This is a genomic window from Bacteroides sp. 3_2_5 (genome assembly GCF_000159855.2).
GTDB lineage: Bacteria > Bacteroidota > Bacteroidia > Bacteroidales > Bacteroidaceae > Bacteroides > Bacteroides fragilis.
Genome location: NZ_JH636047.1, coordinates 125677 through 141246, shown reverse-complemented (window position 1 = coordinate 141246; position 15570 = coordinate 125677). Strand labels below are relative to the sequence as shown.

The 15570-nt window shown below is 42.9% G+C and carries 14 protein-coding genes and 1 rRNA gene; 12 read left to right on the top strand and 3 right to left on the bottom strand.

The features are described 5' to 3' along the window. The first annotated feature begins 136 nt into the window (after nt 1–136). The 7 genes from rrf to BSHG_RS00030 all read left to right on the top strand — a co-directional run bounded on the left by rrf (nt 137) and on the right by BSHG_RS00030 (nt 5594). Nucleotides 137–247: ribosomal RNA gene (rrf, locus tag BSHG_RS00005) — 5S ribosomal RNA — on the top strand. 311 nt (nt 248–558) lie between these two features. Next, nucleotides 559–1134 (top strand): YceD family protein, encoded by a 576-nt coding sequence (locus BSHG_RS00010; RefSeq protein WP_005814383.1) that lies wholly within the window; start codon nt 559–561, stop codon nt 1132–1134. Nucleotides 1135–1147: 13 nt separating this feature from the next. Further along, complete coding sequence (gene rpmF, locus BSHG_RS22840) at nt 1148–1333, top strand: 50S ribosomal protein L32 (RefSeq protein WP_002562387.1); 186 nt, start codon at nt 1148–1150, stop codon at nt 1331–1333. 97 nt (nt 1334–1430) lie between these two features. Then, nucleotides 1431–2435 (top strand): beta-ketoacyl-ACP synthase III, encoded by a 1005-nt coding sequence (locus tag BSHG_RS00015; protein WP_005791878.1) that lies wholly within the window; start codon nt 1431–1433, stop codon nt 2433–2435. Nucleotides 2436–2522: 87 nt separating this feature from the next. Then, complete coding sequence (gene era, locus BSHG_RS00020) at nt 2523–3404, top strand: GTPase Era (RefSeq protein ID WP_005791876.1); 882 nt, start codon at nt 2523–2525, stop codon at nt 3402–3404. Between the two features lie 52 nt (nt 3405–3456). Further along, a complete protein-coding gene (gene der, locus BSHG_RS00025; RefSeq protein WP_008661792.1) occupies nt 3457–4770 on the top strand; it encodes a ribosome biogenesis GTPase Der in 1314 nt (437 codons plus the stop codon). A gap of 176 nt (nt 4771–4946) precedes the next feature. Beyond that, complete coding sequence (locus tag BSHG_RS00030) at nt 4947–5594, top strand: response regulator transcription factor (protein ID WP_008661791.1); 648 nt, start codon at nt 4947–4949, stop codon at nt 5592–5594. Between the two features lie 231 nt (nt 5595–5825). Here BSHG_RS00030 and BSHG_RS00035 read toward each other — a convergent pair whose 3' ends face one another. Beyond that, nucleotides 5826–6596, bottom strand: a complete 771-nt coding sequence (locus BSHG_RS00035; protein ID WP_005791872.1) for an ABC transporter ATP-binding protein — start codon at nt 6594–6596, stop codon at nt 5826–5828. Continuing rightward, nucleotides 6593–7336 (bottom strand): MlaE family ABC transporter permease, encoded by a 744-nt coding sequence (locus BSHG_RS00040; protein ID WP_005791870.1) that lies wholly within the window; start codon nt 7334–7336, stop codon nt 6593–6595. The genes BSHG_RS00035 and BSHG_RS00040 overlap by 4 nt, the downstream gene beginning before the upstream one ends. 75 nt (nt 7337–7411) lie before the next feature. Here BSHG_RS00040 and lptB point away from each other — a divergent pair, with 75 nt between their 5' ends. Continuing rightward, the gene (lptB, locus tag BSHG_RS00045; RefSeq protein ID WP_005782293.1) at nt 7412–8173 is read left to right on the top strand and encodes an LPS export ABC transporter ATP-binding protein; all 762 of its coding nucleotides are present in this window, start codon (nt 7412–7414) and stop codon (nt 8171–8173) included. Between the two features lie 118 nt (nt 8174–8291). On the opposite strand, the gene BSHG_RS00050 is transcribed toward lptB, so the two are convergent. Beyond that, nucleotides 8292–8537 (bottom strand): RNA recognition motif domain-containing protein, encoded by a 246-nt coding sequence (locus BSHG_RS00050; protein ID WP_005791868.1) that lies wholly within the window; start codon nt 8535–8537, stop codon nt 8292–8294. Between the two features lie 1239 nt (nt 8538–9776). On the opposite strand from BSHG_RS00050, the gene tig reads away from it, so the two are divergent. The 4 genes from tig (at nt 9777) to recQ (ending at nt 15533) form a co-directional block, all read left to right on the top strand. Beyond that, nucleotides 9777–11132, top strand: a complete 1356-nt coding sequence (tig, locus tag BSHG_RS00060; RefSeq protein ID WP_005791866.1) for a trigger factor — start codon at nt 9777–9779, stop codon at nt 11130–11132. Nucleotides 11133–11269: 137 nt separating this feature from the next. After that, on the top strand, nt 11270–11932 hold the full coding sequence (gene clpP, locus BSHG_RS00065) for an ATP-dependent Clp endopeptidase proteolytic subunit ClpP (protein ID WP_005782306.1): 663 nt from the start codon (nt 11270–11272) through the stop codon (nt 11930–11932). A gap of 2 nt (nt 11933–11934) precedes the next feature. Further along, nucleotides 11935–13182, top strand: coding sequence for an ATP-dependent Clp protease ATP-binding subunit ClpX (gene clpX / locus BSHG_RS00070; RefSeq protein ID WP_005791864.1), 1248 nt, complete (start codon nt 11935–11937; stop codon nt 13180–13182). 170 nt (nt 13183–13352) lie between these two features. Further along, complete coding sequence (recQ, locus tag BSHG_RS00075; RefSeq protein WP_005791861.1) at nt 13353–15533, top strand: DNA helicase RecQ; 2181 nt, start codon at nt 13353–13355, stop codon at nt 15531–15533. Nucleotides 15534–15570: the final 37 nt, after the last annotated feature.

Here is a 15570-nt window from a genome sequence, read left to right as displayed (position 1 = left end):
GTAACATCACAGCCGAGCGTTACTAATTGCCCGATGACTTTCTTTTATCCGCCTTCAATGGTTTATATATCCGTTTAGCTTCACTATTTATATAATAGACCGCTGAATTTACTTTTGTACATTATGTCTGCCTTATTCAGGTGACTATAGCATCAGGGTTCCACCTCTTCCCATTCCGAACAGAGAAGTTAAGCCTGATCACGCCGATGGTACTGCGTAACAGTGGGAGAGTAGGTAGTCGCCGTTTTTTTCAGATGGTTCATCCCCTTCGGTCGAAAGACCGGAGGGGATGACTTGTTTTATACGGGGGGGAAGGAAAGGGAGCGCCGGGCTGCCCTGTTTCTACTCTGACCCCGGGAGTAGGGAAAGTGGGTTATAAATAAAATACTATTTAAAATACGAATATTTACTGATAATTTGTATGTTATGAGGATTATTATTCGTATCTTTGTCGCCCGAATTATGTCTACTAACTTAAGATTCAGATGAAAATTAGTTAAGTAGTACATAACGTTTGGGCTTTTTTTGTACCTTTGCAACGATTAAAAAAGAGAAGCTTTGGGAAAGTTTGATAAATACAAAATTGATTTGAAAGGAATGCAAGCAGACTCATGCAAATATGAGTTTCTACTTGACAATCTTTTTTTCGCTCATATTGATGGCCCTGAAGTTCAGAAAGGTAAAGTCAATGTAGAGTTGACCGTTAAAAAGACCTCTCGTGCTTTTGAGTTGAGTTTCCAGACTGAAGGTATCGTATGGGTACCATGTGACCGTTGTCTGGATGAAATGGAACAACCGGTTACTTCTTCTGATAAGTTGATGGTAAAATTTGGCCATGAATATGCTGAGGAGGGAGATAACCTGATTGTGATCCCTGAAGAAGAGGGGGAGATCAATGTAGCTTGGTTTATGTATGAGTTTATAGCTTTGGCTATCCCGATGAAGCATGTACATGCCCCGGGCAAGTGTAATAAAGCTGTGACCAGTAAGCTGAATAAACACCTGAGAACAAGTGGTGATGACGATGCTGAAGAATCTTTTGGCGCTGGTGAGGATATCGTTGTGGAAGATGAAGCGGAGGAACAGATTGATCCGCGCTGGAATGAATTAAAAAAAATATTAGATAATAATTAAAGTTTAAAAGAAAATGGCACATCCTAAGAGAAGACAATCAAAAACAAGAACTGCAAAGAGAAGAACTCATGATAAAGCAGTAGCTCCTACATTGGCTATTTGCCCGAACTGCGGTGAATGGCATGTTTACCATACAGTATGCGGCGCTTGCGGATACTATAGAGGTAAGCTGGCAATTGAAAAAGAAGCTGCTGTATAATGCAGTCTGAATAAGCTTATACTTATCAAACAGCCAGAGGGCATTGCTCTCCGGCTGCTTTAAGTATTAGATGTATTGCTAAATTAAAACAGAATTGATGGAAAAAATAAATGCAGTAATCACAGGAGTCGGAGGATATGTACCTGATTATGTCTTGACAAATGACGAGATATCTAAGATGGTGGATACCAATGACGAGTGGATTATGACTCGTATTGGAGTAAAAGAAAGACGAATACTGAACGAAGAAGGATTAGGTACTTCGTACATGGCCCGTAAGGCAGCTAAACAGTTGATGAAAAAAACGGGTTCGAATCCTGATGATATTGATTTGGTTATCGTTGCAACTACTACTCCTGACTATCATTTCCCCTCAACAGCTTCTATTCTTTGTGATAAACTCGGACTAAAAAATGCTTTTGCTTTCGATCTGCAAGCCGCTTGTAGCGGATTCTTGTTTTTGATGGAAACAGCAGCCAATTTTATCCGTTCGGGACGATATAAAAAGATAATCATTGTTGGTGCAGATAAGATGTCATCAATGGTAGATTACACAGAGCGTGCAACATGTCCCATCTTTGGCGATGGAGCGGCAGCCTTTATGGTTGAACCGACTACAGAAGATCTGGGAATTATGGATGCTATCTTGAGAACTGATGGTAAGGGATTGCCTTTCCTCCACATGAAAGCGGGCGGTTCGGTTTGTCCTCCTTCCTATTTCACTGTTGACAATAAGATGCATTACATTCACCAAGAAGGTAGAACAGTATTTAAATATGCTGTTTCAAACATGTCTGATGTGAGTGCAGCTATAGCAGAAAAGAATGGTCTGACGAAAGATAACATCGACTGGATTGTTCCCCATCAAGCCAATATGCGCATCATCGAAGCGGTAGCTCATCGCATGGAAGTTCCGATGGAGAAGGTTCTGGTAGATATTCAGCATTACGGTAACACGAGTGCAGGTACTCTGCCTTTGTGTATCTGGGATTTTGAAGAGAAACTTAAGAAAGGCGATAACATCATTTTCACTGCGTTTGGTGCAGGGTTTACCTGGGGAGCCGTGTATGTGAAATGGGGTTACGACGGGAAAAAAGAATAGTGACGACAGTTGCTAATATAAATCACATAAAACGCATCCTATTTCGATTCGATGCGTTTTTTTGTCTCAATCAATAAATGGAAGACGATGCATAAAGCTGGTTTTGTAAATATAGTAGGAAATCCCAATGTGGGTAAATCGACACTGATGAATGTGTTGGTAGGCGAACGTATCTCGATTGCTACGTTTAAGGCGCAGACTACTCGTCACCGGATTATGGGTATCTATAATACGGATGATATGCAGATTGTTTTTTCGGATACTCCGGGAGTATTGAAACCTAATTATAAGTTACAGGAATCTATGCTGAACTTCTCTACTTCAGCATTGGCTGATGCAGATGTCTTGCTTTATGTGACAGACGTGATTGAAACTCCTGATAAGAATAACGAATTTATTCAGAAAGTACGTCAGCAGTCGGCGCCTATTTTGTTGTTGATTAATAAAATAGACCTGACTGATCAGGAAAAGCTTGTGAAACTGGTAGAAGAGTGGAAAGAGTTGCTTCCGCAAGCTGAAATTATTCCGATTTCGGCAGCTACGAAGTTTAATGTAGACTATGTGATGAAGCGGATCAAAGACCTCTTGCCTGATTCCCCTCCTTATTTTGATAAGGATCAATGGACTGATAAGCCGGCCCGTTTTTTTGTCAACGAGATAATCCGTGAAAAGATCTTGTTGTATTATGATAAGGAGATTCCCTATTCGGTAGAAGTAGTAGTGGAGGAATTTAAGGAAGATGCAAAGAAGATACATATTCATGCTGTGATTTATGTAGAACGTGATTCTCAGAAAGGCATTATTATTGGAAAACAGGGTAAGGCCCTGAAGAAGGTGGCTACTGAGGCGCGACGCGATCTGGAACGTTTTTTTGGAAAAACTGTTTTCCTGGAAACGTATGTGAAAGTAGACAAAGATTGGCGCAGTTCAGATAAGGAGTTGCGGAATTTTGGCTATCAGTTAGATTAAAAAAAGAAAATTCATACGACTGTGATAGTCGCAAAAATAAAGTGTGTAAACTATGGGAAATTTAGTTGCAATCGTAGGACGACCCAATGTGGGCAAGTCTACCTTATTTAATCGTTTGACGAAGACCCGTCAGGCAATTGTGAACGATGAAGCGGGTACTACCCGTGATAGGCAGTATGGTAAATCCGAATGGTTAGGACGGGAGTTTTCTGTTGTTGATACCGGTGGATGGGTGGTGAACTCTGACGATATATTCGAAGAGGAAATACGCAAGCAGGTATTGATGGCAGTGGACGAGGCGGACGTAATTCTGTTTGTAGTGGATGTGACAAACGGAGTGACAGATTTGGATATGCAGGTAGCCGCTATATTGCGTCGGGCCAAGAGTCCGGTTATTATGGTAGCCAATAAGACTGATAACCATGAGCTACGATACAATGCTCCTGAGTTTTATCGGTTAGGACTGGGCGATCCGTATTGTATTTCTGCGATTAGTGGTAGTGGTACGGGTGATCTGATGGATTTGATTGTTAGTAAATTCAAGAAAGAATCTGATGAGATTCTGGATGAAGATATCCCACGTTTTGCAGTGGTAGGACGTCCCAATGCCGGAAAGTCATCTATCGTGAATGCTTTTATCGGTGAAGAACGTAACATTGTTACGGAAATAGCCGGAACAACCCGTGACTCAATTTATACTCGTTACAATAAGTTCGGTTTCGATTTCTACTTGGTAGATACGGCCGGTATTCGTAAAAAGAATAAAGTGAACGAGGATCTGGAGTACTACTCTGTAGTTCGTTCCATTCGTGCTATCGAGGGAGCCGATGTATGTATTTTGATGGTGGATGCGACCCGTGGTATAGAAAGTCAAGACTTAAATATCTTTTCATTGATTCAGAAAAATTCGAAAGGCCTGGTGGTAGTCGTCAACAAATGGGATCTTGTAGAAAACAAGACTGATAAAGTCATGAAGACTTTCGAAGAAGCCATTCGTTCACGTTTTGCTCCTTTTGTTGATTTTCCTATAGTATTTGCGTCGGCATTGACAAAGCAGAGAATCCTCAAAGTGCTTGAAGAAGCACACAAGGTTTATGAGAATCGAATGATTAAAATCCCTACAGCCCGCTTGAATGAAGAGATGCTTCCGTTGATCGAGGCTTATCCGCCTCCTGCAACTAAGGGAAAATACATCAAAATTAAATATGTCACTCAGTTGCCTAATACGCAAGTACCTTCGTTTGTCTTTTTCGCCAATCTGCCGCAGTATGTGAAAGAGCCTTATAGAAGGTTCCTGGAAAACAAGATGCGTGAAAAGTGGGATTTGAGTGGAACTCCCATTAATATTTATATCAGACAGAAGTAAATTTTGTGTCGAATTTAATTGATATATGAATATAAGAGCCGGATGATGAAGAATCCGGCTTTCTTTTTGCCCGTAATAATTGAAATAATTGATTCTTTTTGTTTCTTATGTAATGCTTTTTATTTATATTTGTACAGAGCAAAAAGAAGCAAACCATAAATACAGACAAAGGCTACATGGAAGCGAAGGCAGAAATACTATTAGTTGACGATCATGCACTGGTTCTTGAAGGAATGCGGCGTATGCTGGAGTCGGTCTCTGATGTCAGAGTTGCCGATGCGGTGACTTCGGGGGCAAAAGCTGCCGAGCTGATTGGAGAGCGGGATTATGACATCTATGTGTTGGATGTGAATCTTCCTGATATATCAGGATTCGATCTGGTTGATATGATTCGTGAGATTAACGAGAGTGCGCGTATTATTATTAGTACTATGCATGAGGAAATCTGGATTATCAATCGTTTGATTCGCCAGAAAGTGAATGCTGTGATCCTTAAATCATCCGAAGCGGTAGAGTTTGAAAATGCCGTGAAAAGCGTGCTTGAAGGAAATCCCTATACTTGTCCGCGGTTTCAATCTATTCGTCAAAAGCTAAGTCTCAGTCCTGTACAAATTCACTCGAAAGATATCCCTACAAAGCGAGAGCTCGATGTACTGAAAGCTGTCGCGAGGGGATGTAATACGCACGAAGTGGCTGCCGAATTAAAAATCTCGGAGAATACTGTTGAGACATTTCGTAAGAGGCTGATTCAAAAGTTCTGTGCAAAGAATGCTATTGATATGGTAGTGAAAGCAATGTCAAAAGGATGGATAGAACTCGAATGATTCTATTTATTTTGATTTGTCACGGTTTTCGGTGATGTTTTGCTGCATTTTTTTTGCTATCTTTGAAGTGTAATTGGAATTATTCTCTTTTTAAGTTTTATTGAGAACTTTAGGACAGTCAATATGTCGTGATGATATATGTCGATTCTATTAACTGGTTTTTTTATAACAAAAAGTGGGCTCGTGAATTGTGATGATTCATGAGCCCTTCTATTTCAGTCTGGTAGTGGATTATCCTTCGAGGTTTTGTATTTCTACATCCTTAACTTTACGCAGCAGGTCGGAGGCGAAAATGAAGTTATTCAACTGTTCGTTGGTGGATGTGAAAATGTCATCTTTTGTGCCCTCCCATTCTTTGGTTCCCTGATAAATGTAGATAATCTTTTCACCGATTCCCATTACCGAGTTCATGTCGTGGGTGTTGATGATGGTAGTCATGTTGTATTCCCGTGTGATGTCATGAATCAGGTCGTCTATCACTAAAGAAGTTTTAGGGTCGAGTCCGGAGTTCGGTTCATCGCAAAAGAGATACTGCGGGTTCAGTGCAATGGCCCGTGCAATGGCTACACGCTTCTGCATACCTCCACTGATTTCGCCGGGAAATTTATCTTTAGCTTCCGTGAGGTTGACACGGTCGAGGCAGAACATAGCCCGTTTGGTTTGTTCGCGCAAGGTGTCGGTGCCGAACATGTTGAGCGGAAACATAACATTATCCAAAACAGACATGGAGTCGAACAACGCCGCGCTTTGAAAAATCATTCCCATCTCGCGTCGCAGGTGTTTCTTTTCTTTTTTCCCCATGGCCAGGAAGTTGCGTCCGTCATAGAGCACTTCTCCTTTTTCCGGTGTCAGCAATCCGACGATACATTTCATCAGTACAGTCTTTCCCGAACCGCTCTGTCCGATAATCAGGCTGGTTTTTCCATTTTCGAAAGTGGCATCGATATTATGCAATACCGTTTTGCCTTCGAATGATTTATAGAGTCCTTTTACTTCGATCATCCCATTAAAAGTTTAGTTAATACCAGGTCGGCAAACAAAATCAGTACGCTGCTGGAAACCACCGAATCGGTAGATGCCTTTCCCACTTCTATCGAACCGCCTTCTACGGTATAGCCGAAGAAAGAGGAGACGCTGGCAATGATAAAGGCAAAAAACAGGGATTTGATGATGCCGCACCACACAAACCATTCTACAAACATGTATTGAAGTCCGTACTCAAGGTCGGTAGCCGTCATGATGCCACCGAACCAGCAGGTTGCAAACGCTCCGATGATACCTGCAAAGATACTGAAAGTCACTAAAATAGGAATCATGGTGACCATTGCCGTAATTTTGGGTAATATCAGATAGTTGGCGGAGTTGACTCCCATGATTTCAAGTGCGTCAATCTGTTGCGTCACGCGCATGGTGCCCAACTCGGAAGCTATGTTCGACCCTACTTTACCGGCCAGGATCAGACACATGATGGAGGAGGAGAATTCAAGCAGAAGAATCTCTCGGGTGACGTATCCCACCGTCCAGCGGGGCATCCATGGGCTTTCGATGTTTAATTTTATCTGGATGGTGATCACCGCTCCGATGAAGAATGAAATCAACAGCACGATGCCGATAGAGTTTACTCCCAGTTGCTCTATCTCTTTGATATATTGCCGGAAGAACATACGCATACGCTCGGGACGTGAAAAAGTCCGCCCCATAAGCATGATGTATCTGCCGACGGTTCTTAATGCTTTAATCATAACTCGTATATTTGTTTGCAAATGTACGTTTTTTCGGCTTATTTTTGCTACATTTGCCGCAAAATAACAAAGGATATGGAAGAAAGCAAGATGGTGCTTCGTACTGAAGACTTGGTGAAAAAGTACGGTAAGCGTACGGTGGTGAGCCATGTTTCCATCAATGTGAAGCAGGGCGAGATTGTTGGTTTGCTCGGGCCGAACGGTGCCGGGAAAACTACTTCGTTCTATATGACCGTAGGATTGATTACTCCGAATGAAGGCCGTATTTTCCTGGATGATCTTGAAATAACAAAATATCCTGTTTACAAACGTGCCCAGACCGGTATCGGATATTTGGCCCAGGAAGCTTCGGTTTTCCGGCAGATGACGGTGGAGGACAACATTGCCTCCGTGCTTGAAATGACTAATAAGCCTCTCGATTATCAGAAAGATAAGCTTGAGAGTCTGATAGCCGAGTTCCGTTTACAGAAAGTGCGTAAGAACAAGGGTACCCAGTTGTCCGGTGGCGAGCGTCGCCGTACGGAGATAGCACGTTGCCTGGCCATCGACCCTAAATTTATCATGCTCGATGAACCGTTTGCCGGTGTAGACCCGATTGCCGTAGAAGATATTCAGCAGATTGTCTGGAAATTGAAGGATAAGAATATAGGTATCCTGATAACGGACCATAATGTGCAGGAAACGTTGAGTATTACCGATCGCGCCTATCTACTGTTCGAAGGAAAGATTCTGTTCCAAGGCACTCCCGAGGAGTTGGCAGAAAATAAAATTGTGCGTGAGAAATACCTGAGTAACAGTTTTGTGTTGCGTCGCAAGGACTTCCAGCTGAAAGATTAGCCAAGCGTTTCCGCTTTCCGTTCTGCCGGAGAATAGTCGCCGGAGATAGAATACATAAAAAAAACCTTTTACCGGCTCTTTGGGTAAAAGGTTTCTTTTTAATTTCGTTTTTCTGTCGTTACTCTCTTGGTCTGGCTTCTTTAACCACCATGGTACGACCTTCGTATTCAGCTCCGTTCAATTCGGCGATAGCCTTTGCACCGGCTGCATCGTCAGCGATTTCTACGAAACCGAAACCTTTTGATTTGCCTGTTTCGCGATCCATGATTACTTTGCAAGAAGTTACTGTTCCGTAGTCTTCCATAACTTGTTGCAGATCTGCTTCCTTAACACGGTAGCTAAGGTTTCCAACATAAATGTTCATAGTGAAAATGATAAAAAATGAAATAAATGAAATAAAACTCTCCGGAAGATGATTTAATAATAAAAGGATTAAAGAAACAGAGAGTTTACAAAAGCGTCTTTGCGCCGGAAGTAAAAACCTTGTAATTGAAATCGAGAAACTAATCGATCATCTTTCCGCAGCAAAGAAACGCATAAAAACCGGAATTGCAATAACTTTTTCTCTTTTTTTGTATACGAAACCTATGAATTTTAGCGATTTGGAACGTTTTCGGGGTGAAAATAGAAAATATGGATTGTAAAGAAGATACGAACTTCCCGGCTTTATAGATAAGGTATCGGTGTTTGGATGGCATTTTGTCAAAATGATAATTGTTTCTTCTCATATTTGTTTATTTCGGAGGAGTATTTGCCGGGGCCGGAAAAAACACATTCCAGGCGATTCCGGTATTATCTCTTTTCTTTCAGACAGATTGATTTCGAAGCATTCTGATAAGATGAATCCGCTCCATTGATTCATTTTGTGCTTTTTTACGGTAGATGTCTGTTCTTAGGATATTCCGATGGTAAGGTTCTCCGGAAGGCAACCAGAGTGGAAAAGTTTTCCGAAGGCTTCGTTTTCCACAACAATAAGTGCGACCGGACAAAACATTCGGAGAAATTAGAAAAAGACGTAAGCGTTTTCCGAAAATGCTTACGTCTTTCGGGCAGAATGTACCCGTCTTTTTCCTGGGAAGGAGCTTGTCTTTACCCGGAACGCGGGCTTTGTTCCATCAGAAACCTCTCTTTGGGGAGTCAAAGACAGCTTTTTCCTGATCCTTTTCTTCCCGTTGGTTCCAAATCAAGGAAAGGAGAGTCGGTGAAAACGGCGATTTGTCATCTTTTTGTCAGCATAAACCCCGATTATCGTTATCATTGCTTATTTGCGAATCTCTACGGGGCGATCCATTCATATCCCGGCATCTCTCTAATGTACAGATGGATTGAGTTTCATCCGTTTGCCGATCTTTGCTCGGGAGGCTTCTGTGGAATTTTCAATATTCGCGTTCTCCTTTTTTGGTTAATAAAAAGTAAAACCGGCTCCTTCGGAAACAGACCAATGGCTTTTCAGGCGTGTGTCTGGCTACTTCCGGCCGAAAATGGCGCTTCTCTGCAAATGAAATAATTCTGCAATGTTTTTTGAAATTTGAAAGATTAGCACTAATTTTGCACCCTCGTTTGAGTATAGAATAAAGTATAAATCAAATAAATAATTGTCAGAATGAACGTTTCATTACAAAACATTGACAAAGTAAGCGCATTGCTTACCGTGAAGCTTGAAAAAGCTGACTACCAGCCTCAGGTAGACAAATCGTTGAAGAACATCCGTCAGAAAGCTCAGGTTCCGGGATTTCGTCCGGGTATGGTTCCCATGAGCTTGGTGAAGAAGATGTATGGTAAGTCAGTTATTGCCGACGAGGTGAATAAATTGCTTTCTGAGAAAGTATACGCATACATCAAGGATAACAACATCAACATCCTTGGCGAACCGATGCCTAACGAAGAAAAGCAGCCGGATATCGATTTCGATACAATGGAAGAATTCGAATTCGTGTTCGATATCGCTTTGGCTCCGGAATTCAAAGCTGAGGTTAGCGACCAGGACAAGGTAGACTACTATACAATCGAGGTAACTGACGAGATGGTGGAAAACCAGATTAAGGCTTATACTCAACGTAACGGTAAATACGAAAAGGTAGATGCTTACGAAGAGAACGATATGCTGAAAGGTCTGTTGGCCGAACTCGATGAAGAAGGTAACACCAAGGAAGGCGGTATTCAGGTAGAAGGTGCTGTAATGATGCCTTCATACATGAAGAACGATGAGCAGAAGGCTATCTTTGCAAATGCAAAGGTAAATGACGTATTGGTGTTCAACCCGAACACTGCATACGAAGGCAATGCCGTTGAAATGGCATCACTGCTGAAAATCGATAAAGAAGCTGCTGCCGAAGTAAAAGGCAACTTCAGCTTCCAGGTAGAAGAAGTTACCCGTTTCGTAAACGGCGAACTGAACCAGGAGATTTTCGACCAGGTATTCGGCAAAGATGTTGTGAAGACTGAAGAAGAATTCCGTGCCAAAGTAAAAGAAAGCATCGCAGCTCAGTTTGTTGCCGACAGCGACTATAAATTCCTGATCGACGTTCGCAAGGTATTGACCGATAAAGTAGGCAAACTGGAATTCCCCGATGCACTGCTGAAGCGTGTCATGTTGGTGAACAACAAAGATAAAGGCGAAGAATTCGTAAACGAAAACTACGATAAGAGCATCGAAGAGCTGACATGGCACCTGATCAAGGAACAGTTGGTGAAAGAAAACGATATCAAGGTAGAGCAAGACGACGTGATCAACATGGCGAAAGAAGCTACAAAAGCTCAGTTTGCCCAATACGGTATGCTGACTATACCCGATGATATCCTCGAGAACTATGCAAAAGAGATGCTGAAAAAGAAAGAAAGCATCGACGGTCTGGTAAACCGCGTAGTAGAAACCAAATTGGCCGCTGCACTGAAAGGCAAGGTTACATTGGAGAACAAAACCGTTTCAATGGAAGAATTCAATAAGATGTTTGAATAAACTCTTCTTTTGAACAGGACATAAAGTCACAGAAACACAGAGTTTTTATAAAATTATAACTCTGTGTTTTTTTGTGTCTCTGTGTTCTTTTTTGTTTCTTTGCAGTTACATTATTAATAATAGAAAGGAACGTAACAATGGATGATTTTAGAAAATACGCAACCAAGCATTTAGGTATGAATGCAATGGTGCTGGACGATGTGATTAAATCGCAAGCCGGGTATTTGAATCCCTATATTTTGGAAGAAAGACAACTGAATGTCACTCAGCTCGACGTGTTCTCACGCCTGATGATGGACCGCATTATCTTCCTCGGTACACAGATTGACGATTATACAGCCAATACGCTGCAGGCACAGTTGCTATATCTTGACTCGGTAGATCCGGGTAAAGATATCTCTATCTATATCAATTCGCCGGGCGGATCGGTATATGCCGGACTGGGTATTTATGATACGATGCAGTTTATTTCGAGCGATGTGGCAACAATTTGTACCGGTATGGCGGCTTCTATGGCTTCTGTGCTGTTGGTGGCCGGTGCCAAAGGCAAACGCTCGGCGCTGCCTCACTCACGTGTGATGATTCATCAGCCGATGGGCGGTGCACAGGGTCAGGCTTCGGATATTGAGATCACGGCTCGCGAGATACAGAAATTAAAGAAAGAACTTTATACCATTATTGCCGATCATTCGGGTACCTCTTTTGATAAGGTTTGGGCCGATTCGGACCGTGACTACTGGATGACTGCCCAGGAAGCAAAAGAATATGGTATGATTGACGAAGTGTTGATTAAGAAATAAACATGGCTGAATCAAAGAATAATAAAAAAAGGTGTAGCTTTTGCGGTCGTTCGGAGAATGAAGTCGGATTCCTGATTACGGGAATGAACGGCTACATCTGCGACAGCTGTGCAACCCAGGCTTATGAGATCACTCAGGAAGCCATGGGAGCCGGCAAACAGAGCGCGGGGGCTACCCGACTCAACTTAAAGGAACTACCCAAACCGGTAGAAATAAAGAATTTCCTCGACCAATATGTGATTGGCCAGGACGATGCCAAACGCTTTCTTGCCGTATCGGTGTATAACCACTATAAACGCCTGTTGCAGAAAGACAGTGGCGATGATGTGGAAATCGAGAAGTCGAACATTATCATGGTGGGCAGCACCGGAACCGGTAAAACACTTTTGGCACGTACCATCGCCAAGCTGCTGCATGTTCCATTTACAATAGTGGATGCAACCGTGCTGACAGAGGCAGGATATGTAGGCGAAGATATCGAAAGCATTCTGACCCGTCTGCTTCAAGTGGCCGATTACAATGTCCCCGAAGCAGAGCAGGGCATTGTCTTTATCGACGAGATAGACAAGATTGCCCGTAAAGGAGACAACCCTTCCATTACCCGCGATGTCAGCGGTGAAGGGGTGCAGCAGGGATTGCTCAAACTGCTTGAAGGTTCTGTGGTCAACGTTCCGCCTCAGGGAGGACGCAAGCACCCCGACCAGAAGATGATTCCCGTAAACACGAAAAACATCCTTTTCATTTGTGGTGGTGCATTCGATGGCATCGAGAAGAAGATCGCCCAGCGTCTCAACACCCATGTCGTAGGATACAATGCTTCCCGCAAGACGGCTACTATCGACAAAAACAACATGATGCAATATATCGCACCGCAAGATTTGAAGTCGTTCGGACTGATTCCGGAGATTATCGGCCGTCTGCCGGTGCTGACTTATCTGAATCCGCTCGACCGGAACGCGCTTCGTGCCATTCTGACCGAACCTAAGAATTCCATTATCAAGCAATATATCAAGTTGTTCGAGATGGACGGCGTCAAGCTGACCTTCCAGCCCGAAGTTTACGAGTATATCGTCGACAAGGCTGTGGAATATAAGCTGGGTGCCCGTGGATTGCGCTCTATTGTAGAGACCATAATGATGGATGTCATGTTCGAGATTCCTTCTGAAGACCAGAAAGAATATGAAGTGACATTGGATTATGCGAAGCATCAACTCGAAAAAGCAAATCTTGCGAGATTGCAAACTGCTTAAAATCAAAAGGTAAGGGCGATGATGGAGGCGGTTACCGTTTTTTCTTGAAAAATATTAGTCTGATTATGCTTGATATTTAAGAAGTTGTTTATAACTTTGTTAGAGCGCTTTCCAAGCAAAGCGAGTGTTTTAAGTTAAACCATGAACTGAATAAAACAACCTAGATTAAGATGGCAGGGAAGATTAATTTGACAGACCAACTGAAAAAGTATTTCGGATTTGATAATTTCAAGGGGAACCAGGAGCCGATCATCCAGAATTTGCTTGATGGTAATGATACCTTTGTGCTGATGCCTACCGGCGGTGGAAAATCTCTGTGCTATCAGTTGCCTTCTTTATTAATGGAAGGTACGGCCATTGTTATTTCTCCGTTGATTGCCCTGATGAAGAATCAGGTCGATGCGATGCGCAACTTCAGTGAAGAAGATGGTGTGGCTCATTTCATTAACTCTTCTTTGAATAAGGGTGCGATTGATCAGGTGCGGTCTGACATTCTTGCCGGAAAAACAAAATTGCTATACGTTGCTCCCGAATCGTTGACGAAGGAAGAAAACGTAGAATTTCTGCGGTCAGTAAAGATCTCGTTCTATGCTGTCGACGAAGCGCATTGTATTTCCGAATGGGGACACGACTTCCGCCCGGAATATCGCAGGATACGTCCGATTATTAATGAAATAGGAAAAGCGCCTCTTATTGCGTTGACCGCAACGGCCACGCCGAAGGTGCAGCACGATATTCAGAAGAACTTGGGAATGGTGGATGCACACGTCTTCAAGTCTTCGTTCAACCGTCCGAATCTGTATTACGAGGTACGTCCTAAAACTCAGAATGTAGATAAGGACATCATAAAGTTCATCAAGAACAATCCGGAAAAGTCGGGCATCATTTATTGCCTGAGCCGGAAGAAGGTAGAAGAGCTTGCTGAGATACTTCAAGCCAACGGGATTAACGCCCGTGCTTACCATGCAGGTATGGATTCGGCAACGCGAACGCAGAATCAGGATGATTTCCTGATGGAAAAGATCGACGTAATTGTAGCTACTATCGCATTTGGAATGGGGATTGATAAACCCGATGTGCGATACGTCATCCACTATGATATACCAAAGAGCCTGGAAGGGTATTACCAGGAAACGGGCCGCGCCGGCAGAGACGGCGGAGAAGGCCAGTGCATTACCTTTTATACAAACAAAGACTTGCAGAAACTCGAGAAGTTTATGCAAGGCAAACCTGTGGCAGAACAAGAAATTGGCAAGCAGCTTCTGTTGGAAACTGCTGCGTATGCTGAATCTTCCGTTTGTCGCCGTAAGACATTACTACATTACTTCGGCGAAGAGTACACGGAAGAAAATTGTGGAAATTGTGACAACTGTTTAAACCCTAAAAAACAAGTGGAGGCTCAAGAATTATTGTGTGCTGTGATCGAAACAATCATAGCGGTAAAAGAAAACTTTAAGGCAGATTATATTATTGATGTCCTGCAGGGACGCGAAACGTCCGAAGTTCAGGCGCACTTACATGAAGATCTGGAAGTGTTCGGGTCAGGAATGGGAGAAGAAGACAAAACCTGGAATGCCGTGATCCGTCAGGCACTGATAGCCGGTTATCTGAGCAAGGATGTCGAAAATTACGGATTACTGAAAGTGACCGATGCCGGAAAGAAATTCCTTAAACATCCTAAGTCGTTCAAGATAACCGAAGACAATGACTTTGAGGAAGTAGAAGAAGAAACACCGGCAAGAGGCGGAGGTTCCTGTGCGGTCGATCCGGTTCTCTATTCCATGCTGAAGGATCTCCGGAAGAAACTATCGAAAAAACTGGAAGTGCCTCCTTATGTGATTTTCCAGGATCCGTCTCTCGAAGCGATGGCTACCATCTATCCGGTGACGCTGGAGGAGCTTCAGAACATTCCCGGTGTAGGCGCCGGAAAAGCCAAACGTTACGGCGAAGAGTTCTGCAAGCTGATAAAGAGGCATTGTGAAGAAAACGAGATTGAACGTCCGGAAGATTTGCGGGTACGCACGGTGGCCAATAAATCGAAGATGAAAGTGGCCATCATTCAAGCCATCGACCGTAAAGTAGCCCTGGATGATATTGCGCTTTCCAAGGGTATTGAGTTCAGCGAATTGCTCGATGAAGTGGAGGCAATCGTTTATTCGGGTACTAAGTTGAATATTGATTACTTCCTGGATGAGATTATGGACGAAGACCACATGCTCGACATCTATGATTATTTCAAGGAGTCGACAACAGATAAGATTGACGATGCGCTCGACGAACTCGGTGACGAATTTACCGAAGAAGAAGTCCGTCTGGTTCGTATCAAGTTTATCTCCGAAATGGCTAATTAAAAAAAGCGAAAAAAATTGCGTGCACTTATGCAGTCTT